The organism is Variovorax sp. Varisp36 (assembly GCF_047304235.1).
Lineage (GTDB): Bacteria > Pseudomonadota > Gammaproteobacteria > Burkholderiales > Burkholderiaceae_C > Variovorax.
On the sequence record NZ_JBGLYU010000003.1, the window covers coordinates 1 to 24,816 of the forward strand.

25 protein-coding genes are annotated in these 24,816 nt (G+C 68.4%); 16 read left to right on the forward strand and 9 right to left on the reverse strand.

Translation table 11 applies throughout. From position 1 onward, the window contains the following. Positions 1-71: 71 nt before the first annotated feature. Complete coding sequence (locus ACCD11_RS02780) at positions 72-527, reverse strand: hypothetical protein (protein WP_007836795.1); 456 nt, start codon at positions 525-527, stop codon at positions 72-74. Positions 528-662: 135 nt separating this feature from the next. Between ACCD11_RS02780 and ACCD11_RS02785 the strand changes: the two genes are divergently transcribed. Continuing rightward, positions 663-1,088, forward strand: a complete 426-nt coding sequence (locus ACCD11_RS02785) for a hypothetical protein (RefSeq protein WP_007836797.1) — start codon at positions 663-665, stop codon at positions 1,086-1,088. 22 nt (positions 1,089-1,110) lie between these two features. On the opposite strand, the gene ACCD11_RS02790 is transcribed toward ACCD11_RS02785, so the two are convergent. After that, positions 1,111-2,118, reverse strand: coding sequence for a recombination-associated protein RdgC (locus ACCD11_RS02790; RefSeq protein ID WP_413312227.1), 1,008 nt, complete (start codon positions 2,116-2,118; stop codon positions 1,111-1,113). A 129-nt stretch (positions 2,119-2,247) separates the two neighbouring features. On the opposite strand from ACCD11_RS02790, the gene ACCD11_RS02795 reads away from it, so the two are divergent. Next, on the forward strand, positions 2,248-3,198 hold the full coding sequence (locus tag ACCD11_RS02795; protein WP_413312228.1) for a branched-chain amino acid transaminase: 951 nt from the start codon (positions 2,248-2,250) through the stop codon (positions 3,196-3,198). Between the two features lie 8 nt (positions 3,199-3,206). After that, entirely contained in the window at positions 3,207-3,416 is a 210-nt protein-coding gene (locus ACCD11_RS02800) for a zinc-finger domain-containing protein (protein WP_007836801.1), read from the forward strand. Between the two features lie 45 nt (positions 3,417-3,461). Here the strand turns inward: ACCD11_RS02800 and ACCD11_RS02805 are convergent, their stop codons facing one another. The 6 genes from ACCD11_RS02805 to ACCD11_RS02830 form a co-directional block, all read right to left on the reverse strand. Further along, positions 3,462-4,733 carry an O-antigen ligase family protein gene (locus ACCD11_RS02805; RefSeq protein WP_413312230.1) on the reverse strand — a complete coding sequence of 424 codons (1,272 nt, stop codon included), beginning with the start codon at positions 4,731-4,733 and terminating at the stop codon, positions 3,462-3,464. Positions 4,734-4,876: 143 nt separating this feature from the next. Beyond that, positions 4,877-6,076, reverse strand: a complete 1,200-nt coding sequence (locus ACCD11_RS02810) for an ATP-binding protein (protein WP_413312232.1) — start codon at positions 6,074-6,076, stop codon at positions 4,877-4,879. A 15-nt stretch (positions 6,077-6,091) separates the two neighbouring features. Next, entirely contained in the window at positions 6,092-6,814 is a 723-nt protein-coding gene (locus ACCD11_RS02815) for a response regulator transcription factor (protein ID WP_007838761.1), read from the reverse strand. Positions 6,815-6,931: 117 nt separating this feature from the next. After that, positions 6,932-7,792, reverse strand: a complete 861-nt coding sequence (locus tag ACCD11_RS02820; RefSeq protein ID WP_413312234.1) for a beta-ketoacyl synthase chain length factor — start codon at positions 7,790-7,792, stop codon at positions 6,932-6,934. 112 nt (positions 7,793-7,904) lie between these two features. After that, positions 7,905-9,110 (reverse strand): beta-ketoacyl-[acyl-carrier-protein] synthase family protein, encoded by a 1,206-nt coding sequence (locus ACCD11_RS02825; protein ID WP_007838018.1) that lies wholly within the window; start codon positions 9,108-9,110, stop codon positions 7,905-7,907. 137 nt (positions 9,111-9,247) lie between these two features. Continuing rightward, a complete protein-coding gene (locus tag ACCD11_RS02830; RefSeq protein WP_413312237.1) occupies positions 9,248-10,633 on the reverse strand; it encodes an AmpG family muropeptide MFS transporter in 1,386 nt (461 codons plus the stop codon). A gap of 60 nt (positions 10,634-10,693) precedes the next feature. Here ACCD11_RS02830 and ACCD11_RS02835 point away from each other — a divergent pair, with 60 nt between their 5' ends. The 13 genes from ACCD11_RS02835 to ACCD11_RS02895 all read left to right on the forward strand — a co-directional run bounded on the left by ACCD11_RS02835 (position 10,694) and on the right by ACCD11_RS02895 (position 23,713). Beyond that, a complete protein-coding gene (locus tag ACCD11_RS02835; RefSeq protein ID WP_413312239.1) occupies positions 10,694-11,548 on the forward strand; it encodes a M48 family metallopeptidase in 855 nt (284 codons plus the stop codon). Positions 11,549-11,744: 196 nt separating this feature from the next. Next, positions 11,745-13,496: an allophanate hydrolase gene (gene atzF / locus ACCD11_RS02840; RefSeq protein WP_413312241.1), complete on the forward strand. Its 1,752-nt coding sequence runs from the start codon at positions 11,745-11,747 to the stop codon at positions 13,494-13,496. A 22-nt stretch (positions 13,497-13,518) separates the two neighbouring features. Beyond that, complete coding sequence (locus ACCD11_RS02845) at positions 13,519-14,520, forward strand: ABC transporter substrate-binding protein (protein WP_413312243.1); 1,002 nt, start codon at positions 13,519-13,521, stop codon at positions 14,518-14,520. Positions 14,521-14,525: 5 nt separating this feature from the next. Next, positions 14,526-15,353, forward strand: a complete 828-nt coding sequence (locus ACCD11_RS02850; protein ID WP_413312245.1) for an ABC transporter permease — start codon at positions 14,526-14,528, stop codon at positions 15,351-15,353. A gap of 123 nt (positions 15,354-15,476) precedes the next feature. Beyond that, a complete protein-coding gene (locus ACCD11_RS02855; RefSeq protein WP_413312247.1) occupies positions 15,477-16,310 on the forward strand; it encodes an ABC transporter ATP-binding protein in 834 nt (277 codons plus the stop codon). After that, positions 16,307-16,687 (forward strand): oxalurate catabolism protein HpxZ, encoded by a 381-nt coding sequence (hpxZ, locus tag ACCD11_RS02860; protein ID WP_413312249.1) that lies wholly within the window; start codon positions 16,307-16,309, stop codon positions 16,685-16,687. The genes ACCD11_RS02855 and hpxZ overlap by 4 nt, the downstream gene beginning before the upstream one ends. Positions 16,688-16,736: 49 nt before the next feature. After that, entirely contained in the window at positions 16,737-17,861 is a 1,125-nt protein-coding gene (locus ACCD11_RS02865; RefSeq protein WP_413312251.1) for a BMP family ABC transporter substrate-binding protein, read from the forward strand. A gap of 19 nt (positions 17,862-17,880) precedes the next feature. Continuing rightward, positions 17,881-18,948 (forward strand): ABC transporter permease, encoded by a 1,068-nt coding sequence (locus ACCD11_RS02870; RefSeq protein ID WP_413312253.1) that lies wholly within the window; start codon positions 17,881-17,883, stop codon positions 18,946-18,948. Then, the gene (locus ACCD11_RS02875) at positions 18,945-19,868 is read left to right on the forward strand and encodes an ABC transporter permease (protein ID WP_413312254.1); all 924 of its coding nucleotides are present in this window, start codon (positions 18,945-18,947) and stop codon (positions 19,866-19,868) included. Before ACCD11_RS02870 ends, ACCD11_RS02875 begins: the two co-directional genes overlap by 4 nt. Positions 19,869-19,873: 5 nt before the next feature. After that, on the forward strand, positions 19,874-20,581 hold the full coding sequence (locus ACCD11_RS02880) for a cysteine hydrolase family protein (RefSeq protein ID WP_413312255.1): 708 nt from the start codon (positions 19,874-19,876) through the stop codon (positions 20,579-20,581). A gap of 5 nt (positions 20,582-20,586) precedes the next feature. Next, complete coding sequence (locus ACCD11_RS02885; RefSeq protein ID WP_413312257.1) at positions 20,587-22,176, forward strand: ABC transporter ATP-binding protein; 1,590 nt, start codon at positions 20,587-20,589, stop codon at positions 22,174-22,176. Positions 22,177-22,263: 87 nt separating this feature from the next. Next, positions 22,264-22,941, forward strand: a complete 678-nt coding sequence (locus tag ACCD11_RS02890) for a cysteine hydrolase family protein (RefSeq protein ID WP_413312258.1) — start codon at positions 22,264-22,266, stop codon at positions 22,939-22,941. Between the two features lie 28 nt (positions 22,942-22,969). Continuing rightward, the gene (locus ACCD11_RS02895) at positions 22,970-23,713 is read left to right on the forward strand and encodes a GntR family transcriptional regulator (RefSeq protein WP_413312259.1); all 744 of its coding nucleotides are present in this window, start codon (positions 22,970-22,972) and stop codon (positions 23,711-23,713) included. Between the two features lie 131 nt (positions 23,714-23,844). On the opposite strand, the gene ACCD11_RS02900 is transcribed toward ACCD11_RS02895, so the two are convergent. Then, on the reverse strand, positions 23,845-24,810 hold the full coding sequence (locus ACCD11_RS02900) for a tripartite tricarboxylate transporter substrate binding protein (RefSeq protein WP_413312260.1): 966 nt from the start codon (positions 24,808-24,810) through the stop codon (positions 23,845-23,847). Positions 24,811-24,816: the final 6 nt, after the last annotated feature.

A 24,816-nucleotide genomic window follows, 5' to 3' on the forward strand; every position in this document is an offset into this window, starting at 1 on the left:
TTATTTGCGTTCGGTCGTCTTCGCCTGGCATAACCGCCGCCGGCGGTGGGGGGGGCCGCGCCCCACCCTCCCTATCCCCCGATGTGCATCGTGAACGCCGGTCCGCTGTTGAGCACGCATTGGCCGCTGCCCAACGTGGCCGAGTTCATCGTGTACTGGCAACTCAGGTTGCCGCCGCGGCTGCCGGTGGCATTCGCCACGCCGGTGCCTCGCGAGCCTGCGACCCGGGTTGCCTCTCCCTGAAACTGTTCGCCGCCGATCTGTGCGTTGAAGTGGCCGCGGCCGTTCATGTCGTTCGTGACCGTGCCGGCGACGGCGCCGTAGCGCGCGGCTTCGGCGTTCGACGGGTACAGCCGCGCGTTGAAGGTCTGTGCGACCGGGCCCGGTGCCACGGCGTACGCCTGCGAGGGCGGTGCTGCGGGAGCGGGTTGTCCGAGCGGGACCACGTAGCAGCCGCTGAGGGCGATGCCCGCGAGCGCGGCGACGAGGGTGAGACGAACGAAAGTGACGGAACGCGGAATGGTCATACGCTTTTCAGTGGCCCGGGCTGATGCCCGTGCGGCGAAATGTGCCGCGTGGCGCTCGCGTGCCGTGCGCTTTTCGGGGGGAGTACCGTCCGGCGCGCCCGGCGGTAGCCATGGTCGCTACTGCGGGCGGCGACAATGCGCGCCATGAATTTCAAGAAATTTCTGGTGCCCGTCGGTGCCGTCCTTCTCCTCGGGCTGGCGTGGCGCAGCGGCGGATGGGGCGGCGTGGCCCTGGCCGGTGGCGCGATCGTGATGTTCCTGCTGTTGCACTTCAACCGCGCGATGCAGGTGCTCAAGCGAGCCGCCGAGCGGCCGGTGGGCTATGTGGCAAGTGCCGTGATGCTCAATGCCAAGCTCAAGCCTGGGGTCACGCTGATGCACGTGATCGCGATGACGCGCGCCCTCGGCGAGCTGCGCTCGCCCAAGGACGAGCAGCCCGAGCACTACCGCTGGACCGACGGCGGCGGCTCGTACGTAGACGCCGTGTTCAATGGCGGCAAGCTGCAGAGCTGGACGATGACGCGGCCCGAAACCCCGGAAGAAGACCCGCCGGCGGCCTGAGCCACGCCTGTTGGAAGACGCGTCAGAACGGCGCGTCTTCTTCCTCGGGCGCGTCGGCCGGGGTCGTCATTGTGGGAGCGGCTGCTGCTGCGGCGGCGGGCTTCGCCGCTTCGTCCGGCACGGCCGCCGAGAATGCCGCCTCGCCGCCGAGCGCATCGAGCAGCGCCGGCACCAGCTGGCCCAGTTCGCCCGTGGCAATGGCCACGTCGGCGTCGAAGTTGTCTTCCTTCTTGCCGCCCGCGGCGCCGTCGCCCGTGCCTTCGAGGAAGGTGATCTTGCGGATCAGCAGGCCATGCGTCAGCTCGAACGACACGCGGTCGTCCCAGGTGAGCGCCAGGCGCGTCGGGCGCTTGCCGTCCGTGATGTGCTTCTGCACTTCCTCGATGTCCAGTGGATGCTTGGCGTAGCGCACCACGGCCTTGGAGTCGTCCGAGGCCTTGAGCTCGCACTCGCGGTCGATGGTGAAGCCGGCTGGCGGCTCCTGCGTCAGCAGCCAGTTGGCCATGGCGGCGGCGGGCTCGATCTGCGTGTTGATGAGGGCCACCGCGAAACCGTCGAGCGACTTCACGAGGCTGGTGACCACTTCGTCGGCGCGCGATGCGTTGCCGCTGTTGATCACGAGGCGGTTCTCGGCCTTGTCGATCCACACCGTCACGCGCGCACTGCGGGTGAAGGCCATCGGCAGCAGCTCCAGGGTGATGTCTTCCTTGAGTTCCTTCTTTTCCTTCTTGCCGGGCTTGCGGCCGGTGGTGGCTTCGATCTGAGCGCAGCGTTCGTCGAGCTTGCGGCGCACCACCGAGCCGGGGACCTGCTTGCTCTCGATCATGTATTCGACCAACCACTGGCCGTCGATGGACTCGACCAGCGGGCCATTGGCTTCGCCGCGGGGCTCGACCCAGCCGGCGGACTTTTCCTGCGAGGGGCCACAAGGCACGAAGCGCTGCTTGCCGAGCCCTTCTTCTGCCTCGGTCAGTGTCTGGGACCAGGCAGGTTCGATGCGATAGACGATGACGTTCTTGAATACGGACACGGAAACCCTTTTCCACTGGTTTGCACAACCGGGCATTGTCGGGCACCCCGCCAATCCCGCCGCCGTAAAATCGAAAGCTTTTGCGACTTCCCACCTCGCTCCCAACACCGCTTCCAAAGGAATCAGGAAATGAGCTCGATCCCCCCCTCGCTGGACGACCGTGACGGCAAGATCTGGATGGACGGCGAACTCGTGGACTGGCGCGACGCCAAGATCCACGTGCTGAGCCACACGCTGCACTACGGCTGCGGCGCCTTCGAGGGCGTGCGCGCCTACAAGACGCCCGAGGGCGCCGCGATCTTCCGCCTGGCCGAGCACACCGAGCGCCTGTTCAACAGCGCCAAGATCCTGCGCATGAAGATCCCGTTCACGCAAGAACAGCTGAACGAGGCCCAGAAACAGGTGGTGCGCGAGAACAAGCTCGAAAGCTGCTACCTGCGCCCGCTGATCTGGATCGGCTCCGAGAAGCTCGGCGTGAGCCCCAAGGGCAATCGCGTCCACGCCATGGTCGCGGCCTGGTCGTGGGGTGCCTACCTCGGCGAAGAAGGCATGAAGCGCGGCATCCGCGTGAAGACTTCGAGCTACACCCGCCACCACGTCAACATCACGATGACGCAGGCCAAGACGGTGAGCAACTACACCAACTCGATCCTCGCCAACATGGAAGCGCTGGACGACGGCTACGACGAGGCACTGCTGCTCGACGCGAGCGGCTTCGTCTCCGAAGGCGCGGGCGAGAACATCTTCGTGGTCAAGGGCGGCGTGGTCTACACGCCCGACCTGTCGGCCGGCGCGCTCAACGGCATCACGCGCAACACCATCCTGCACGTGTGCAAGGACCTGGGCCTGGAGCTGGTGCAGAAGCGCATCACGCGCGACGAGGTCTACATTGCCGACGAAGCCTTCTTCACCGGCACCGCCGCTGAAGTGACGCCCATCCGCGAACTCGACCGCGTCGAGATCGGCAACCGCGGCGACGGCGGCGCCCGTGGCCCGATCACCGAGAAAATCCAGTCTGCCTTCTTCGACATCGTGAACGGCAAGAATCCCAAGTACGCCCACTGGCTCACGAAAGTCTGAGAAAACCCATGTCCACCAATGCAGTCGTCGAACTCCTGGCCAAGGAGCTCAATCATCAAGGCGGCGTATTCTGCCCCAGCCCCAAGGCCGACATGAAGCTCTGGAACAGCCACCCGAAGGTCTACCTCGACGTGGCGCGCACCGGCGAGGCCAAGTGCCCGTATTGCGGCACGGTGTACCGGCTGAAGGCCGGCGAGACGGTGTCGTCGCGGCACTGAGCCGCTGGCCGCCGAGCCATCCGGCCCCGGCCGTCCGATGCCTCTTCAGGCAGCCGGGCGGGTGGGGTCTTTTTCCAGGTTTTCCAGGCTCTTCAAGCGCGAGGACAGCAGTCCGCGCCACGGATCCGGGTCGTTCTTCTCCTGCGCGAGCCGCAGGTAGACCATCGAGACGAACAGCAGCGCCAGGCCGATCTGCGCGTCGCGCATGGCCGAATTCACGCTCGATGCGATCAGCGCGATCAGCGTCGCGGCCAGCGCATAGCGGCCCGCGATGTCGGGCCGCTTCCATGCCTGCCAGACGGCGGCGACCATGATGATGAGCAGGCTCAGCAGGGCAGGCAGCCCGCCTTGCGCGCCGGCCCACAGGAAGTCGTTGTGCGGCATGTTCGAGTCGGCGAGCAGCGCCGGGCCGCGCTTGTGCCACTGGTCGGTCCAGCCACCGATGCCCCAGCCGGTGAACGGTCGATCGGCGATCATGAGGCCGGTGTCGCGGTACATGTAGTAGCGGATGACCCAGCTGCCCTTGAAGACCGCGCCGGCCTGCGCCTCCTCGAGTTCCTGCACGCCGGTCTCGACCTTGTGCTGCAGCTGCGGCACCTGATAGAGCGCCGCCCCGAGCACCACAGCCCCCAGCACCAGCGCGCCCACCAGCATCTTCAGGTGATTGCGCCACTGATGGACGCAGACCACCGGAATCACCAGCAGCAGCGCGAGCACCGAGGTGCGCGAGGTCAGCGGCAGCGCCACCACCAGGCCCAGTCCGAGCATCAGCACGAAGGCGGGAATGGAGCGCAGCGGCCTGTGCGCGGCGATCTGCGCGATGCCCCACACGGCGGCCGTGGACGCCACCACGCTGAACAGCAGTGCGTTGCTGATCGACTTGTTGCCCACTTCCATCACCACCGCGCGCAGCGGCAACCAGATGTTGAAGCCGCCGACCGCGTAGAAGAAGCTGACCAGCAGGATGTTCAGCACGGCGACCAGCAGGAAGCCGCGCAGCGCCCAGATGGCCTCTTCGCGCGTGAGCGCCATCGCCATGAGCATGGTGAGGCCGATGCGGATGCCGTGGAACAGGTTGGAGCCGGTCTCGGGATAGTGCTGCCCGATGGCCAGCACGATGAAGGTCCAGGCCAGGTAGGCCATCACCGGCCACCACAGCGGGTTGGCGCGCAGCCGCGCATAGCGCTTGTCCAGGCCGCCGGCCACCAGCATGGTGAGCAGCAGCAGGATGGCCGAAAGATAGGTGACGCCGACCGGCATGAACACCACCAGCCCCCAGAACATGGCCGCGGGCCGAACGATGTGCGATCTCTGCATAGGGGCGGGATTTTAGGTGGACGGGCTTGGTACTCCCCCAGGCTTCGCGCACTTCGTGTCGCTTCTCCTTCCCCCTCGCCGGGGGCGACGCCTGCGGCCCGGCGAAGCCGCTTCCGCGGCGTCCCGCCAGCAGGACCGGGGGCTCAATGCCCGCGCGCGGCCACCGGCAGGCGGATCACGAAGCTCGCGCCGCCGCCCGGGCGGTCTTCGCAGCGCACCGTGCCGCCATGGCGCTCGGCGATCGACTTCACCAGCGCCAGCCCCAGGCCGACGCCGCCGTTGCGCTCGCTGGCGCCGGGCAGCCGGTAGAAGGGCTCGAAGATGCGTTCGCGCAGGGCCGTGGGCACGCCCGGGCCGCGGTCGTTGACGCGCACGGTGGCGTAGCCGTTGGCGCTGCCCAGCTCCACGGCGATCTCGCCGGCACCGTAGCGGCGGGCGTTCTCCAGCAGGTTGCGGATCGCGCGGCGCAGCAGGCGCGACACACCCGGCACGGTCAGCGTGGCGTTGTCGGTGCCTGCGGCCAGGTCGAGTTCGGCGTTCACCTGCGAGCATTCCTCGGCCGCGAGGCCGGTCAGGTCCACGGCCTCGATGGTGCCCATGTCGGCCTCGCTGGCGTCGAGGCGGCTGGCCAGCAGGATCTCGTCGATGAGTTGGTCGAGCTCGCCGATGTTGCGCGAGATCTCTTCTCGAGCCGACTGGCTCGGGCGCTCGCCCATCAGCTCCAGGCCCATGCGGATGCGTGTGAGCGGCGAACGCAGCTCGTGCGAGGCGTTGGCCAGCAGCGACTTGTGCGAACGCACCAGCTGCTCGATGCGTTCGGCCGACGCGTTGAATCGTTTGGAGAGATCGGTCACTTCGTCCTGCCCTTCTTCGGTCACGCGCACCGAGAGATCGCCTTCGCCCCATCGCTGCACGCCGCGCTGCAGCGATTCCAGCCGCTGCGTGATGCGCCGCACGATCGGATACACGCCCAGTGCCACCGCTACCCCCACCAGCGCGATCATCCATCCCAGCCCGAACGGCGTGCGCCATGGCGCGAAGCCGGCTGAGCCCGGGAGCCGTTCGCGCGGCGCCACGCGCAGCGTGAGCGCCTTGCCGTCGCTCAGCGTCACGTCGAACTCCAGGCCCTGGCCCGGCACGCGCAGCGCGGTGCCTGCGCCGATGGGCTTGTCCTGCGCGTCGAGCACCACCACGTGGCGCGGCACCGGCGCCAGGCGCTCGCGCTCGGCCTCCGCCGCTTCGCGCACGATCCAGTTGGCCATCAGCGTGAGGATGACGACGCCACCCACCACCGCGAGCCAGATGCGGACGTAGAGGTGGCGGGAATAGAGGTTGCGCAGCATCGGGCCGGGGTCGGGTCAATCTTGCTGCTTGGCAAAGACGTAGCCCACGCCGCGCACCGTGAGGATGCGCTTCGGGTTCTTCGCGTCGACCTCGATGGCCGCGCGGATGCGGCCCATGTGCACGTCGATGGAGCGGTCGAAGGCCTCGAGTTCGCGGCCGCGCACGGCTTCCATGATCTGGTCGCGCGTGAGCACGCGGCCCGCGCGTTCGGCCATCGCCACCAGCAGGTCGAACTGGTAGGAGGTGAGGTCGGCCAGCGCGCCGGCCACCGACACGGTGCGCGCGTTGCGATCGATCTCCAGCGTGCCGAAGCGCATCACGGTGGAGGCTTCGGCCTCGGTGGCGTTCTCGCTGCGGCGGCGCAGCACGGCGCGGATGCGCGCCAGCAGCTCGCGCGGCTCGAAGGGCTTGGGCAGGTAGTCGTCGGCGCCGATCTCCAGGCCGATGATGCGGTCCATCGGGTCGCCCTTGGCCGTCAGCATCAGCACCGACACCTTCGACAGCGGAGCAGGCAGCGCGCGGATGCGGCGGCACACTTCGAGCCCGTCGGTGTCGGGCAGCATCAGGTCGAGGATCACGAGGTCGGGAGCGTGCTGCTGCAGCTGCTCGAGTCCGCTCGCGCCGTCGCCGGCATGGTTGAACGCGAAGCCCGACTGCGTCAGGTACTCGCCCACCATCTGCGCCAGGCGGGCGTCGTCTTCGATCATCAGGAGTTGGGGGGTGCTCATGCGCTTCATGGTCGTCCAAAGTGAGCAAGCGGGCTTGAACGCTCCGTAAAGTTGGGTAAACCTCGAACACCCCTGTCAACCGGCGATGCTGCGAAAAGCATAGCGCCGACTCCAGAGGGCGTGGGCTCAGCCCCGCTCGAGCGGCCGCAACTGCAGCCGCAGCGACAGGGACGAGGACAGCGGCAGGTCAACCGGCGCGCCCGCGCCGTTTCCCGAGTGCGCCAGGTGCGCCAGCGATTCGAACAGCGCCAGCGCCTGGGCCATGGGGTTGATCTCGGCCAGCGATTTCGCCGCTTCCGAGCTCGGTGGCGTGGCTGCGGGCGCCGTGCCGCCCTCGCCGGCCAGCGACCAGTCGAGCGCCGCCACGGTGCGCTGCGTCGGCTCGTGGGCGATCACCAGCGCCACCGCCAGCAGGCCGCGGCTGTCGGTGACCGAAGCCAGTGCGCCCACCGTGGGCGTGTCGCAGCCCACCAGCAGCACCGGCTCCTGGTCGCAGGCGCACTGCACCGCCGCTTCGAGCAGGCCCGAGGCAAAGCTGTGCTCGTAGGCCGAAATCGCGTTGCTGGCCGCCATGCAGCCGGTGCCGATGGTCCAGTAGCCCACGGCCGCGTTGTGCACCGAGTTGTGGAACTTGGTGGGCGACAGCATCTTCGGATCGCTCGCGAGCGTGCTGCACATGTAGTCGTTGATCGACAGGTCGCCGTGCGCCGACGTGAACACGCAGGGCACGTCGGCCGCGTTGCGGCCCGAAGCGGCCATGGCGGCGGCCGCCACTTCGAGCGCCAGCGCCACGGTGTCGGGCGCGCGGCGGCGCTCGGCCGGGGCCAGCACCTGCGGCGAGGGGCGCTTCGCGGGCGGGTCGGCCAGCGCGCCTTCGCCGCGGAAGGCGGCGCGCGCGGCGTCCCAGCCGGGCAGCGTGGGCGTCCAGAAGGCGGGGCCTTCGATGTAGAGGGTCGGGCGGGTAGGGACGCTTGTCGTGGTTGTCATTGGATTGCCTTCTCGCGGAACACCGTGGAACCGGCTTTGCCGGGCCATTGGTGTTGCCCCCGGTCGGGGGGAGGAGAAGCGACACGAAGTGCGCGCAGCCTGGGGGCGAGCCTCATGATTCCGCCTTGCCGAAAACGAGGGAGCAGTTGTTGCCACCGAAGCCGAACGAATTGGACAGTGCATAGCGCACCTCGCCGTGCGCCGGTTCGAGCTTGATCTGCGGGCCGAAGCCTTCGTCCAGCGTGCGGGTGTTGACCGTGCCCGGCATCAGGCCGCGCTCGATGGCCAGCAGGCTGATGACAGCCTCGACGATGCCCGCCGCGCCCAGCGTGTGGCCCATGAAGCCCTTGGTCGAGCTGGCGTGCGTGCGCGCCGGGAAGCGGCGCGCCACCAGCGCGCCTTCGACCTCGTCGTTCTTCTGGCTCGCGGTGCCGTGCATGTTGATGTAGTCGATCGCCTCGGGTGGCAGGCCGGCGCGCGCCAGCGCTTCGTCGAGCGCACGCTCGGCGCCCAGGCCCTCGGGGTGCGGCGTCGACATGTGGTGCGCATCGCTGGCCTCGCCATAGCCCAGCAGGTGCAGCGGTGCGGCATCGGCGCCGGCCTGCACGCGCTCGACCAGCGCGAAGCCCGCGGCCTCGCCCAGGCTGATGCCCTTGCGGGAGGCGTCGAAAGGCCGGCACGGCTCGCTCGACACCAGTTCGAGCGAGTTGAAGCCGAACAGCACGCTGCCGCACAGCGTGTCGGCCCCGCCGACCACGGCCGCGTCGGCCAGGCCCAGCCGGATCAGCCGCTCGGCCGAGGCGAACACCTTGGCGCTCGACGAGCAGGCGGTGGAAATGGTTTCGCTCGGGCCGCTGATGCCCAGCAGCTGCTGCGTGAACATGGCCAGCGAATGCGGCGTGTGCACCCTGGCGCGGCGCTGGTTGGGCGGGAACATGCCCTGTTCGTCGAGCTGCGTGTAGGCCAGTTCGGTTTCGCCGATGCTGGCGGTCGAGGTGCCCAGGATCAGCGCGACGCGCGAAGCACCGTACTTCTCGCGCGCCGCAGCCACCGCCTCGAGGAAGCCATCGGCCTGCAGGCCCAGCCAGGCGAGCCGGTTGTTGCGGCAGTCCCAGTGGGCCAGCGATTCGGGCAGGCGCACTTCTTCGAGTCCATCGACGCGGCCGATCCAGGTGGGCAGCGGCGCATCGCCGAAGTCGTTGGCGCGCAGCCCGCTGCGCGACTGCGCAAGCGCGTCGGCCAGCACTTCCTTGCCGACGCCGACGGCGGAAGTCGCCGTGTAGGCGCTGATTTGGAGAGGAGAAATTCGGGACGGCACGATCTTGTAGGGGCTTGCTGGCAGACGGGTGCGCGGGAAGTGGCGCAGGAAGGGAAAAGAAAACGAATGTATAGCGCCCGCAGCCTACCAGTTGCGCGGTGCGCGCAATGTCGGCTGTTTCCTATAAGGCCCAGGCCCTATTGACGGTCCGCGGGCCTTGTGGTCGTCGTCAGCCGCGAGGCCAAAGCCACCAGCACCAGCACCGGCAGGCCGAGCATCGCGGTGGCGACGAAGAAGGTGCTGTATCCATAGGCATCGACGAAGGCGCCCGAATAGCCGGCGATGAACTTCGGCAGCAGCAGCATCAGCGAGCTGAACAGGGCGTACTGCGTGGCCGAGTAGCTGATGTTGGTGAGGCTCGACAGGTAGGCGATGAAGGCCGCCGAGGCGATGCCGCCGGCCAGGTTGTCGGCCGAGACCACCGCGATCAGCGCCGTCAGGTCGTGCCCGCGCGAGGCCAGCCAGGCGAACAGCAGGTTGCTGGCCGCGCTCAGCACCGCGCCCAGCATCAGCACCCGCATCACGCCCAGGCGCATCGACAGCACGCCGCCGACGAAGGCGCCCACCAGCGTCATGATCACGCCGTAGATCTTGCTGACCGTGGCCACCTGATCCTTGGTGAAGCCCATGTCCACGTAAAAAGGGTTGGCCATGATGCCCATCACCACGTCGCTGATGCGGTAGATGGCGATCAGCGAGAGGATCAGCGCGGCCTGCCACCTGTAGCGGCGGATGAAGTCGGCGAAGGGCTCGATGAGCACGCTGCGCAGCCACTCGGCGGCATTCTTTGCCTTGGGCAGTACGCGCGGCACCGGTTCGGGCGACAGCAGCACCGTCAGCACTCCCACCGCCATCGAAGCGGCCATTACCAGGTACGCCGTCTTCCACGCCCCGTTCTGGTACGCCGCCGCACCCGTGACCGCGGCCGCCGGCGCCATCTCGGCCCAGGCCGCGACCCACAGCACGCCCGCACCGGCCCAGATCATCGCGAGCCGGTAGCCCGTCTGGTAGGCGGCCGCCAGCGCGGCCTGCTTGCGTGTCTCGGCCGATTCGATGCGGAAGGCGTCGAGCGCGATGTCCTGCGTGGCCGAGCCGAAGGCCACCAGCAGCGCGCACCAGATCAGCGGCGTGAGCCCCTGGCGCGGGTCGTTCAGCGCCATGCCGATCAGGCCGGCGATCACCACGCACTGCGCCAGCAGCAGCCAGCCGCGCCGGCGTCCGAGCAGCGTGGTCAGCGGCGGCAGCGGCAGCCGGTCGACCAGCGGCGCCCAGACCCACTTGAAGCCGTAGGCCAGCCCGACCCAGCTCAGGTAGCCGATGGTGGTGCGGTCGATGCCCGCTTCGCGCAGGCGAAAACTCAGGGTGCCCAGCACCAGCAGCAGCGGCAGCCCGGCCGAGAAGCCCAGCGCCAGCATGCGCAGGGTGGCGGGCTCCAGGTAGACCTTCAGCGCATCGCGCCAGGGCGGGGAAGAGGCGGTGGGGGTTTCTGCGGAAGGTACGGACATGAGCCTCGGATTGTCCATGAGTGCCGGGGGGCCTCGCCCCGGCCCTTTGTCTTCATTTGTTCCTATGATCCGGCTCCTATGTGCACACGATGCGATCGCCCTGTTTCCGCCATCTCCACAGCCTCCGCATGGAATCCCCGGCGGGCCTTCCTGCTGGCGGCCGCCGGCGCCGCCCTCAGCGGTAGGGCGCTGGCGCAGGTCAATGTCGGCAATGCCTCGGTGGCGCGCAACCTCGTGCCGGCCGACAGGATCGAGGCGGCCGGCGTGCAGCAGTATGGCCAGCTGCTCGAACAGGCGCGCGCCAAGAACGCGCTCGCGGGCGACGGCAACCCGCAGCTGCAGCGCCTGCGCGCCATCGCGAAGCGCCTCATTCCCTTCGCCACGCCCTGGAATTCGCGCGCCCGCGACTGGAAGTGGGAGGTCAACCTGATCGGCAGCAAGCAGATCAACGCCTTCTGCATGCCCGGCGGCAAGATCGCCTTCTTCACCGGCATCCTCGAACAGCTCAAGCTCACGGACGACGAGGTCGCGATGGTCATGGGCCACGAGATGGCCCACGCGCTGCGCGAGCATGCGCGTGCCCGAATGGCCAAGAGCGCGGGCACGGGCGCGGCGCTCTCCATCGGTGCGCAGCTGCTCGGGCTGGGGCAGATGGGCGACCTGGCGGCGCGCGCCGGCACGCAGCTCCTCACGCTCAAGTTCAGCCGCAGCGACGAGTCGGAGGCCGACCTCGTGGGGCTCGAACTCGCGGCACGTGCGGGCTATGACCCGAAGGCATCGGTGTCGCTGTGGCAGAAGATGGGCACGGCGTCGAAGAACCAGGGCGGGCTGAGCTTTCTCTCGACGCATCCGAGCGGGCCGGACCGCATCGCGAAGCTGGAGGCGAACCTGCCGAAGGTGGAGACGCTCTACCGCGACGCGAAGAAGAGCTGACCTGCCTGACTCCCTCTCTCCCCTGGGCAGGGGTGAGGGTGGCCGCCTTCATACGAGGGCCGCGCTTCTTCGCCTGCAACTGCCCTCGCCCCAACCCCCTCCCCGAGGGGAGAGGGAGCAACGGCCCAATTCCCTGAATTGATCCGCGCGACCCTGCGTCGCCGCTGGCACGCCGCTTGCATCTTAACTTGTACACATGTTTGGATGCTTGATGATGGTGCATGAAGAAAACGGATCGCCCGCCGCCGCCTGGATCACCAGGTTCGCGCAGCCCATGGCGCACGCCCGGGCTGGCGAAGCCCCCGGCTCAGTCCTGCCGCTCGACGGGCTGCGCTTCGCGGTCAAGGACAACATCGACGTGGCCGGCGTGCCCACCACCGCCGCCTGTCCGGCCTTCGACCGCCTGCCCCCGGTCCACGCGGCCGTGGTGCAGCGCCTGCTTGAAGCCGGTGCATCGCTGGCCGGCAAGACCAACCTCGACCAGTTCGCCTGCGGCCTGAACGGCACGCGCTCGCCCTACGGCGAGGTGCCCAATGCCTTCGACGCGCGCTATGTCTCGGGCGGGTCCAGTTCGGGCTCGGCCTACGTGGTGGCGGCTGGCGAGGTCGACTTTGCGCTGGGCACCGACACCGCGGGCTCGGGCCGCGTGCCGGCCGGGCTCAACAACATCGTCGGCCTGAAGCCCTCGCGCGGCCTGCTGAGCACCTTCGGCGTGGTGCCCGCTGCGCAGAGCGCGGACTGCGTCTCCATCTTTGCGCGCACCGTCGCCACCGGGGTCGACGTGCTGCTCGCTTGCGCCGGCTACGACGCGCGCGACCCCTATTCGCGCGACCTGCCTTTGCGCCGCGAGCCGCTGCCTGCGCACTTCCGCTTCGGCGTGCCCGACAGGCTAAGCTTCTTCGGCGACACCGCCGCCGAGGAGGCCTTCAACGACGCGACCGCACGGCTGCTGGCCATGGGCGGCTCGCCCGTCAGCATTCCCTACGCCCCGCTTGCCGAGGCTGCTGCGCTGCTCTATGAAAGTGCGCTCGTCGCCGAACGCTACGCCGCGGTGCGCGAGTTCTTCGACGCGCACGGCGACGAAGTGATCGAGCCCGTGCGCGGCATCCTCGCGAGCGGCCGCAGCTACGCCGCCGCCGACGTGTTCGAAGCCCAGACGCGGCTGCGCGCCATTGCGCAGCAGGTCGAGCCGATGTGGCGCGGCATCGACGTGTTGCTCGTGCCCACCGCGCCCACGCACTACACCCGCGAGCAGATGCGCGCCGATCCGGTGGTGCTCAACCGCAACCTCGGTGCGTACACCAACTTCGTCAACCTGCTCGATTACGCCGCGCTCTCCGTGCCCAGCAGCCTGCGCGCGGACGGCCTGCCGTTCGGCATCACGCTGATCGGCCCCTGCGGCAGCGACCTTGCGCTGGCCGACCTGGGCCAGCGCTACCACCACGCCACGGGGCTCGCGCAAGGCGCCCTCGGCCTGCCGCTGCCCGCGCCGCGCGCCATTCCCGGCCTCGCCGCGCCGGGTGCCGGCACCCTGCCCATCGCTGTGGTCGGCGCGCATCTTTCGGGCATGCCGCTCAACGGCCAGCTCACAGAGCGTGGCGCCACGCTGCTGCGCACCACCACCACCTCGGCCGCCTACCGCCTCTATGCGCTACCGGGCACCGTGCCGCCCAAGCCCGGCCTGCAGCGGGTGGCACAAGGCGATGAAGACGCTCTCGCCATCGCGCTCGAGGTGTGGGCCTTGCCCCTGGCGCAGGTCGGCAGCTTTCTTGCCCTCATCCCGCCGCCTCTTGGCCTTGGCAGCGTCGAGCTGGCCGATGGCAGCTGGGTGAAAGGCTTCATCTGCGAGGGCCATGCACTGGTTGGCGCGCAGGACGTGACCCGTTACGGCGGCTGGCGCGCATATGTCGCGAGCCGCGCCACCCGAGTTCCAACTGATTCCAACTGATTCCAACTGATCAGGAGTTCCGATGAACACCCCAGAAAAATCTTCCACGTCGCGTCGGCGGTTGCTGCAGGCCGCTGCTTCCGGCCTGGCTGTGCTGGCTGCGCCTGCCGTCGTGCACGCGCAGGCCGCCGCACCCAAGCTGCGTATCGGCTTCTGGCCCGTGGCGGCCGGCCTGCCGTTCTTCGCGGCGGTCGACAAGGGCTACTTCAAGGAGGCCGGCCTCGACGTCGAGCCGCTCAAGTTCGCCGGCGCGCAGCAGGTGATGGAAGGCATGCTCGCGGGCCGCTGCGACGGCAGCGCCAACGGCACGGGCTCGGCCAACCTCGCCATCGGCGAGATCGCGCAGCCCGGCCTGTTCAAGATCTTCTGCACCAACCCGAGCAACGCGAAGTTCGTGCTCGACGAGTTCATCGTCGCGCAAGATAGCCCCATCAAGACCATGGCCGAGCTGGCCGGCAAGAAGGTCGCCTCGGGCCCGGGCATCCAGAACGTGACGCTGTGCAAGACCATGCTGGAGCGCGCCGGCGCCAAGGGCGCGGTCGTGAGCGAGCTGCCCATCGGCCAGCACGTGGCCGCGCTGGTCGCGGGCCAGGTCGACGCCTGCTACACGCTGGAACCCACCGGTACCGTGGGCCGCATGAACGGCACCACGCGCGTCATCGAGGCCGGCGTGGTCGCCAAATACATCCTCGGTGACCCGATGGCGCCGTGGCACGGGGGTGCGGCCAGCCTCACCACCGAGTTCATCAAGAAGAACCCCGAGGTCGCGAAGAAGTACATCACCGCCTATGCGCGTGGCGTGGAGCTGGTGCGCAGCAAGCCCGATGAGGCGCGCCAGTTCATGAAGGGCTACACCGCCATCGAAGGCAAGCTCACGGCCGAAGTGCCGCTCGCGTCGTACATGCTCTACAACGAGTTCAAGCTCAGCGACGTCGCATACTTCCAGAAGTTCTACGACCTGTTCACCGAAAAAGGCATCTTCGAGAAGAAGGTCGCGGTGGACGCCTTGCTCTACAAGGCCTGACGACCATGGCCGACGCAAGCTCGACCACGGCCGCGCCGTGGACCCCGCCGGCCAGCGCCGCCACATCGACGCCCAGGCCACCGCTGCGCGACCGCCTGCTGCCGTTCATCGGTCCGGTGGTGCTGTTCATCGTGTGGGACCTGGTGGTGCGGCTGGGTTTCATCAAGCCGATCCTGCTGCCCACACCCGCCGACACCATCGCCGCACTCATCACCGGCCTGGCCGGCGGCCCGCTGCTCACCGACTTCGCCATGACCGTGTGGCGCACCGTACAGGCCTTCGTCATTGCGGCGGCCATCGGCGTGCCGCTGGGCGTGCTGCTCGGCAGCAACGAGAAGGCCTACCGCAGCGTGGAGTTCCTGATCGACTTCTTTCGCTCCACGCCATCATCCGCGCTCATCCCGCTGTTCCTGCTGATCTTCGGCGTGAGCGACGTCAACAAGGTGGCCATCGCGGCCTTCGGCGCGCTGCTCATCGTGGTGTTCAACAGCGCCTACGGCGTCATCAACGCACGCAAGCAGCGCGTGATGGCGGCCAAGGTGATGGGCGCCTCGCGCTGGCAGGTCTTCAAGGACGTGCTGGTGTGGGAAAGCCTGCAGCCCAGCTTCGTCGGCCTGCGTTCGGCAGTGTCCATGGCGCTGGTGATCGTCATTGTGGCCGAGATGTTCATCGGCTCCGACACGGGGCTCGGCCACCGGATCATCGACGCGCAGCAGGTGCTCAACGTGAAGAGCATGTACGCCGCGATTCTTGCGGCGGGTGCGTTGGGCTATGCGCTCAACATTCTTTTCCTGATCGCCGAGCGCCGCATCGTGCACTGGAGCGGAAGGTGATGGACCACCCCCAGGCTTGCTCGCTTCGCGTAGCCGCCAACCCCCTGCGAGGGGGCGCTGCCTGCGGCCCGGCAAAGCCGGTTCCGCGGCAGCTCACGCAAAGACCCCGACAGGAGCGCATCCATGCGAGCTTCAACTGACATCGTCCTCAACGGCCCGGTGTACGCCGACGTGCCCAAGCCCGTGTTCAGGCCTGGCCCGGCCGGCACGCACATCACCATCCGCGGTCTCACCAAGTATTTCGCAGGCTGGCCGCTGTACGAGAACTTCGACCTCGACATTCCCAAGCACGCGATCGTCTCGGTGTTCGGACCGAACGGCTGCGGCAAGTCCACGCTCATCAACATGATCGCGGGGCTCATTCCCATCGACTCGGGCGAGATCCTGTTCGACGGCAAGCGGCGCTTGGACACCAAGATCGGCTACGTGTTCCAGAACTACCGCGAGGCGATGTTCCCGTGGATGCGCACCATCGACAACATCGCCTATCCGTTGAAGCTCGAAGGCCGCAGCAAGGCCGAGGTCGACCGGCGCATGGAAGAACTGGTGGCCTCCTTCGACGTGAAGTTCGACCTGAAGCGCTTTCCGTACGAGCTCTCGGGCGGCCAGCAGCAGACGGCGTCGATCATGCGCGCGCTCGCGCCGGAACCCGAGGTGCTGTTCCTCGACGAGCCCTTCTCGGCGCTCGACTTCGAGATGACGCTCTTCATCCGCGAGAAGCTGCAGGAAGTGTTCATGCAGACCGGCACCACCATGCTGCTGGTGTCGCACGACCTCGAGGAGGCCGTGTACCTCGCCGACGAGGTACTGCTGCTGACCAAGCGGCCCACGAAAGTGGCCGAGATCCTGCGCTATGGCGATGCGCGCCCGCGCACCGTCGAGACGCTGAGCACCGAGAGCTTCGTCGCGACCAAGAAGCTCAGCCTGGACATCTTCCAGCGGGAGGTTCGCCGATGACGCCGGAAATCAACATCCCCGAGGTGCTGGCCGAAGTGCAGGCCGTGTTCGCCCGCTACGAGGCCGCGCTGGTCGGCAACGACCGCGCCACGCTCGACGAGCTCTTCTGGAACAGCCCCCACACGCTGCGCTACGGCTTTTCCGAGAACCACTACGGCCACGCCGACATTGCCGCCTTCCGCGCCTCGCTGCCCGTGCAGAGCCCGCCGCGCGAACTGCTGCGCACCGTCATCACCACCTACGGCCGCGACTTCGCGACCGCGAACGTCGAGTTCCGCCGCGAAGGCAGTCGCCAGACCGGCCGCCAGAGCCAGACCTGGATGCGCACGGCCGAGGGCTGGCGCGTGGTCGCCGCCCACGTGAGCCTGCTCGGCTGAGCCCGGGGGCACATTTTTTGCACCTCAACCTGTAACGGAGAAGAACGCCATGACCCGCCACCTCAATCGCCGCGATTCGCTCAAGACACTGGCCGCGCTGGGCACCGCCGGCAGCCTCGGAAGCTGGAGCGCGCTCGCCGCCGCCCAGGCCAAGCCCAAGCCGCTCACCGTCGGCGTGATCTACGTCGGCGCGCGCGACGACTACGGCTACAACCAGGCGCACGCGATGGCCGCCGCCGAGATCAAGAAGCTGCCCGGCGTGAAGGTGGTGGAGGAAGAGAACGTGCCCGAGACGGCGGCCGTGCAGAAGACCATGACCGGCATGATCTCGCAGGACGGCGCGGGCCTGCTCTTTCCCACCTCGTTCGGCTACTTCGATCCGCACATCCTCGCGGTCGCGCCCAAGAACCCCGACGTGCGCTTCTCGCACTGCGGCGGCCTCTGGACCGAGGGCAAGCACCCCAAGAACGTCGGCAGCTTCTTCGGCTACATCGACGAGTGCCAGTACCTCAACGGTGTGATCGCCGCGCACATGACGAAGAGCAACAAGATCGCCTTCGTCGCCGCCAAGCCCATTCCGCAGGTGCTGCGCAACATCAACGCCTTCACGCTCGGCGCGCGCTCGGTCAAGCCGAACATCACCTGCAGCGTGATCTTCACGGGCGACTGGTCGATGGCGGTGAAGGAGGCGGAAGCCACCAACAGCCTGGCCGACCAGGGCTGCGACGTGTTCACCATGCACGTGGACGGCCCCAAGGTGGTGGTCGAGACGGCGGCCAAGCGCGGCAAGATGGTCTGCGGCTACCACGCGAGCCAGGCCAAGCTCGCGCCCAATGCGTACCTCACCGGCGCCGAGTGGAACTGGCTCACCGCCTACAAGACCGCCATCGAGGCCGCGCAGGCCGGCAAGCCGCATCCCAACTTCCTGCGCGGCGGCCTGAAGGAAGGCTACGTGAAGATGTCGGCCTACGGCCCCATGGTGCCGGACGCCGCGAAGAAACAGGCCGACGAGATCAAGGCCAAGATGATCGCGGGCAGCTTCGACATCTTCAAGGACGGCATCAAGGACAACAAGGGTGCGGTCGTGGTGCCGGCGGGCAAGGTCCTGAAGCAGACCGACCTGGAGCTCGAGAAGATGAACTACCTCGTCGAAGGCGTCGTCGGCAGCGTTTGACCGTCACACCGTCAACGCCATGCTGCGCCCCGCGCTCTTCAAGGAACTGGCCCTGCCGGTGTTCGCCATCGCGGCGGCGCTGCTGCTTTTCGGGCTGGTGGTGGCCTTCGCCGGCATCGACCCGGTGGAGGTGTGGGCCACGCTGTTCAAGGGCGCGTTCGGCGACTGGTTCTCGTGGCAGAACACGCTGCAGCGCGCGGCGCCGCTGATGCTCACCGCGCTGTGCGTGGCGCTGCCCGCGCGCGCGGGGCTGATCGTCATCGGCGGAGAGGGGGCGCTGGTGCTGGGCGGGCTGGCCTGCGCGGCGCTGGCGCATGCGGTGCCGCTGCCGGGCAACGTTGTCGGCACTGTGGCTGTCTGCATCGCCGGTGCGCTTGCCGGCGCGTTGTGGATCGTGCTGGCTGGCTGGCTGCGCCAGTACCGTGGCATCAACGAGACCATCAGCAGCCTGCTCCTGGCCTACATCGCCATCGGCATCTTCAAGCACCTGGTCGAGGGGCCGCTGCGCGATCCGGCCAGCCTCAACAAGCCATCGACCTACGCGCTGGGCGACGGACTGCTGATCGGCGGCATCGGCGGTTCCGACGTGCATTGGGGGCTGGTGATCGGCATCGTGGCTTGCCTGGGGCTCGGCTGGTGGCTGCGCGCCACGGCCTCGGGTTTTTCGGTGCGGGTGGTGGGCGGCAATCCGCGCACCGCGCAGCTCGTGGGCCTGCCGGCCACGCGGCTCATTCTTTCGGCCTGCGGGCTCGGCGGCGCATGCGCGGGGCTGGCGGGCGCCATCGAGGTGGCGGCGGTGCACACGAATGCGAACGCATCGCTGATCGCGGGCTACGGCTACGCGGGCATCCTGGTGTCTTTCATCGCGCGGCACAACCCGGTGGCCATCGTGCCGGTGGCCATCCTGTTCGGCGGCTTCGGCGCGGCGGGCAGCCTGCTGCAGCGCCGGCTGGGCCTGCCCGATGCATCGGTGCTGGTGCTGCAGGGCATCGCCTTCGTGCTGATCCTCGCTAGCGAAGGCCTGCGCACGGTCGACTGGAAGAAGTTCGGCGACCGCATGCTTCCGGAAGCAAGGAGCTACACATGACGGCCGACCAGTGGATCGCGCTGGTCGCCGGCATCGTCGGCGGCGCATTGCGCGTGGGCGCCCCGTTCCTCTTCGTGAGCCTGGGCGAGTGCCTTACCGAGAAATCGGGCCGCATCAACCTCGGCCTCGAAGGCGTGCTGGTGCTGTCGGCCATGGCTGCCTTCGGCGGCGCCTACCTCACCGACTCCGCATGGCTCGGCGTGCTGATCGGCGCGCTGGCCGGTGCGGCGCTCGCGCTGCTGCACGGGCTGCTGTGCTCGCTCGATCGCGTGAATGACGTGGCGACCGGCATCGCGCTGATGCTGCTGGGCACGGGGCTCGCGTTCTACCTGGGCAAGCCGCTGATCCAGCCGCAGGCGCCGCAGATCCCGGCTATTCCGCTGGGCTTCTGGAGCGACAACACCGTGGTGCGCTCGGCCCTGCAGCTCAATGCGCTGGTGCCCATCGGCGTGGCGCTCGCGGTGCTGCTGTGGTGGGGCTTCGCGCGCACGCGCGCCGGGTTGCTGGTGCGCATGGCGGGCGACTCGGCGCAGGCGACGCGCGCGCTCGGCTATTCGGTCTCGGGGCTGCGCATCGCGGCCACCACGGCGGGCGGCTTCATCGCGGGGCTGGGTGGCGCGTCGCTCACGCTCTTCTATCCGGGCAGCTGGAACGAAGGTATCTCCAGCGGACAAGGCCTGATCGCGGTCGCGCTGGTGATCTTCGCGCGCTGGAGCCCGCTGCGCTGCGTGGGCGCGGCGCTGCTCTTCGGCGGCGCGGGCGCCATCGGGCCGGCGCTGCAGTCCATCGGCATCGGCTGGGGCTACCACCTCTTCAACACGGTGCCTTATGTGCTCACGCTGGTGATCCTGGTGTTCACCTGCAGGCCGGGCAGCGCCGCCGCCGGCAGCCCCGGCGAACTCTCATCGACAAGGAACTGAACGTCATGACCGAAACGACGACATCGACGAAGACCGTCGCCGCCGAGCCCTACGCCTGGCCCTACAACGCGAACATGCGCCCCGACAACACCGCGCTGATCGTCATCGACATGCAGACCGACTTCTGCGGCAAGGGCGGGTATGTCGACGTGATGGGCTACGACCTGTCGCTGGTGCAGGCGCCGATCCAGCCGATCGCGCGAACGCTGGCAGCGCTGCGTCCGCTGGGCTATCACATCATCCACACGCGCGAGGGCCACCGGCCCGACCTCGGCGACCTGCCGGCCAACAAGCGCTGGCGCTCGCGGCAGATCGGTGCGAACGGCGTGGGCATCGGCGACGACGGGCCCTGCGGGCGCATCCTGGTGCGTGGCGAGCCCGGCTGGGAAATCATTCCCGAGCTGGCGCCGATGCCGGGCGAGGTGATCATCGACAAGCCAGGCAAGGGTTCGTTCTACGCGACCGACCTGGAGCTGATCCTGCGCACGCGCGGCATCGAGAACATCATCCTCGCGGGCATCACCACCGACGTGTGCGTGCACACCACGATGCGCGACGCCAACGACCGTGGCTTCGAGTGCCTGCTGCTGTCGGATTGCACCGCGGCCACGGACTACGGCAACCACCTCGCAGCGCTGAAGATGATCACGATGCAGGGTGGCGTCTTCGGCGCGCACGCCACCTCGCAGGCGCTGCTGGCCGCGCTGGACTGACCGCGATGGGCGCCGCGTCTTCTTCCTCCCGTGCCATCGGAGGCCTGCCGGCGGGCAGCGGCGCGCTCGCGCTGGACACGTATCAACTCACCAAGCGCTTCGGCGACTTCACCGCGATGGACCGCGTGACGATGCGCGTCGAGCCCGGCACGGTGCATGCGCTGCTGGGCGAGAACGGCGCGGGCAAGAGCACGCTGGTGAAGTGCGTGGCCGGCTTCCAGCGCGCGGAGGAGGGCAGCATCCTGATCGACGGGCGCGAGCAGGACATCGCCAACCCGATCGTGGCGCGCGCGCTGGGCATCGGCATGGTCTACCAGCACTTCACGCTGGCGCCGGGCATGACGGTGGCCGAGAACCTGCTGCTGGCGGGCGGAAAGACGCCGGCGGTGATCGACTGGAAGAGCAAGCGCGCGGAGCTGCAGGGCTTCCTGGCGACCACGCCGTTCAGCCTCGACCTCGACGCGCGGCCTGCCGAACTCGCGGCGGGCGAGAAGCAGAAGCTCGAACTGCTCAAGCAGCTCTACCTGAAGCCGCGCCTGCTGATACTCGACGAGCCGACCTCGGTGCTCACGCCGCAGGAGGCCGACGAGGTGCTGGGCCATGTGCGCGAGTTCGCGCGCAGCGGGCTGTGCACCGTGCTCATCATCACGCACAAGTTCCGCGAGGTGATGGCGTATGCAGACAGCGTGACGGTGCTCAGGCGCGGCAAGGCGGTGCACCATTGCCGCGTGGCCGATACCACTCCGGCGCAACTGGCGCAGGCCATGATGGGTGGTGAGCAGGCTGTTTCGCCGCAGCAGTCCGCCGTGACCAGGAAGCTCGTACCGGCTGGTGCATCCGTTGCATTGAAGGTCGAAGGGCTGAAGGCGCAGGGCGATCGCGGAACGCTGGCGCTGCACGAGCTGAGCCTGTCGGTGCGCGCCGGGGAGATCCTCGGCGTGGCCGGTGTCTCGGGCAACGGGCAGCGCGAGTTGGTCGAGGTGCTGGTGGGGCAACGGCCGCGACTTGCAGGCAAGGTCGCGGTGATGGGGCAGCCCTACGCCGCGCGCCGCGCCGAGAACCGCGAGCTCAAGGTGCGCAGCCTGCCGGAGGAGCCGCTGCGCAACGCATGCGTCGGCGATCTCAGCGTCGCGGAGAACATGGCGCTGCGCGACTTCGACCGGCCGCCGCTGTCGCGCGGCGGCGTGCTGAACTTTCCGCGCTGGCGCAGTCGGGCGCGCGAGTGGATCGGCGAATACGGCGTGAAGACGCGGGGCGAGGGCGCGCCGATCCGCAGCCTCTCGGGCGGCAATGTGCAGCGCGCGGTGCTGGCGCGTGAGCTGGCGGGCGACATCAATGTGCTGATCGCGGCGAACCCGGTGTTCGGGCTGGACTTCGCGGCCGTCGCTGAAATTCATTCGCGCATCGTGCAGGTGCGTGAGAAGGGCGGGGCAGTGCTGCTCATCAGCGAGGACCTCGACGAGCTGCTGGAGCTGGCGGACCGCATCGTGGTGATGAGCGAAGGGCGGATCGTGTTCGAGACTTCGGCCGCCGGGGCCGAGCGGCATGTGATCGGGGCGCACATGGGGGGTGGGCATCATGAGGTTGTGGCATGAGTGCTCTGCATGTTTCTTGGGCACCGCCCGCCGGGCTCGGTGGTGGGGTGAGGGCCGTCTTGGTCCGGGACATTCTTGAGAACCAGCATGCGCATAGAAGAAGCAAACCCCTTTCCGTACGAATTCGATGTAGCGAAGACCGCGCTGGTCCTCATCGACATGCAGCGCGACTTCATCGAGCCTGGCGGCTTCGGCGAGACGCTGGGCAACGACGTGGCGTTGCTCGAAGCCATCGTCCCGGCGACGAAAGCCGTGCTGGAAGCGTGGCGGGAGGCGGGCGGCCTCGTCGTGCACACGCGCGAGGCGCACAAGGCCGATCTTTCCGATTGCCCGCCGGCCAAGCGCAATCGCGGCAACCCCACATTGCGCATCGGCGACGAAGGGCCGATGGGGCGCATCCTTGTGGCCGGCGAACCGGGCAACCAGATCATCGAAGCGCTGGCGCCCATCGACGGCGAGATCGTGATCGACAAGCCGGGCAAGGGCGCTTTCTACGCCACCGGCCTGCACGAGCTGCTGCAGGCGCGGGGCATCACGCACCTGCTGTTCGGCGGCGTCACCACCGAGGTCTGCGTGCAGACCAGCATGCGCGAAGCCAACGACCGGGGCTACGACTGCCTGCTGCTGGAGGATTGCACCGAAAGCTACTTTCCCGCGTTCAAGGCGGCCACGCTCGACATGGTGCGCGCGCAGGGCGGCATCGTCGGCTGGACGGCGCCGGGCGCGGCGCTGCTGGCGGCGCTGATGAATGGCCGCCCTTCTTGACGCATCGGCCTGCGACTACCATTCCAACGTGTCTACTGCCCGCACCCACTCTGAAACTTCTGTTGCCGCTCCCGATGCGGCGGTCTTCCGCACGCGGGCCGACGAGGTCTACGCTCAGCTCAAGCGCGACGTGGCCGATTTCATCCTCGTGCCGGGCGACCGCTTCACCGAGAGCGAGATCAGCGACCGGCTCGGCGTGTCGCGCACGCCGGTGCGGCAGGCGCTGTTCAGGCTGCAGCAGGAGGGTTTCGTCGAGGTGCTGTTCCGCAGCGGCTGGCGCGTGCTGCCCTTCGACTTCGACCAGTTCGAGCAGCTCTACGACCTGCGCATGGTGCTCGAGACCACCGCCGTGCACCGCCTCTGCGAGACCGACCGCCACATCGACCGCCGCCTTCTGGAGACGCTGGCCGACATCTGGCTGGTGCCCGCGGCACAGCGCAGCACCGACATGGCGCAGGTGGCGCAGTGGGACGAAGCATTCCACTGCTCGCTGGTGGCCGCCGCCGGCAACGCCGAGATGGCTCGCGTTCACGGCGACGTGACCGACCGGATCCGCATCATCCGCCGCCTCGACTTCACCAAGCAGCCGCGCATCGACGCCACCTACGACGAGCACGCCAAGATATTGAAAGCCGTGCGCGCGAACCGCGGCGACCAGGCCGCGATGCTGCTGCGGGCGCATATCGAGACCAGCCAGGCGGAGGTGCGCAAGATCACGCTGCACCAGGTGCATCTGGCGCGGCATGCGGGGAAGGCCGGGGCAACGCGCTGACTGACTGACGGTCGTGCGCCCCGAAACCAGATTCCAGGAACACCGAGGAACCGGCTTTGCCGGGCCTCAGGTGTTGCCCCCGGAAGGGGGGCGTAGCGACACGAAGTGCGCGCGGCCTGGGGGAGAGCCGATCAGTCCGCGGTGATATTGCCGCGCTTCACCACCGTGGCCCAGCGGTCCGCATCCTTCTTCAGCAGCGCGCCGAACTCCGCCGGCGTCGAGCTCGCCGGCACCATGCCTTGCGACTCGAAGGACTTCGCCACCTCGGGCTGCTTCAGCACCGCCGCGATCTCCTTGTTGAGCCGCGCCACCACGTCCGCGGGCGTGCCCTTGGGCGCGAGCACGCCGTACCACATGTCGACGTTGTCGGCGGTCACGCCGGCCTCTGCGAGCGTGGGCACGTCGGGCAGTTGCGGCAGGCGCTTGCCGCTGCCGGTGGCGATGGCCTTGAGCTTGCCGGCCTGGATGTGCTGCAGCGCCACGTGCACCGGCAGGAACATGTAGTCGATGCGCCCGCCGAGCAGGTCGGTCACCGCGCCGGCCGTGCCCTTGTAGGGCACGTGCAGCAGATCGGTGCCGGTGCCCTGCATGAGCAGCGCCATCGACAGGTGGTGTGGCGTGCCCACGCCCGGCGTGGCGTAGGTCAGCCTGCCGGGCTCGGCCTTGGCTGCGCTCACCATCTGCTGCACCGACGACACCTTCTGTACGTTCGGGTTGGTCACCAGCAGCAGCGTGCCCCACGAGGTGAGGGACACCGGTGCGAAGTCGGCCACCGGGTCGTAGCTCAACGAGCGGTAGAGGCTGCGGTTCATGACCAGCGTGTTGACCTGCACCAGCAGCGTGTAGCCGTCGGGCTTGGCGCGCGCCACGCGCTCGCTGCCGATGTTGCCGCTGGCGCCGGCCACGTTCTCCACGATCACCGGCTGGCCCAGCTTCGCGGGCAGGCGTGCCGAGAGCTGGCGGGCGATCAGGTCGATGCCGGTGCCGGGGGTGTAGGGCACCACCAGCGTGATGGGTTGGTCGGGCCAGGCGAAGGCGGTGGTGGCACTGGCCGCGACGAGCAGGGCGGCGAGGGATTTCTTGATCAGCGAGCGCATGGTCTG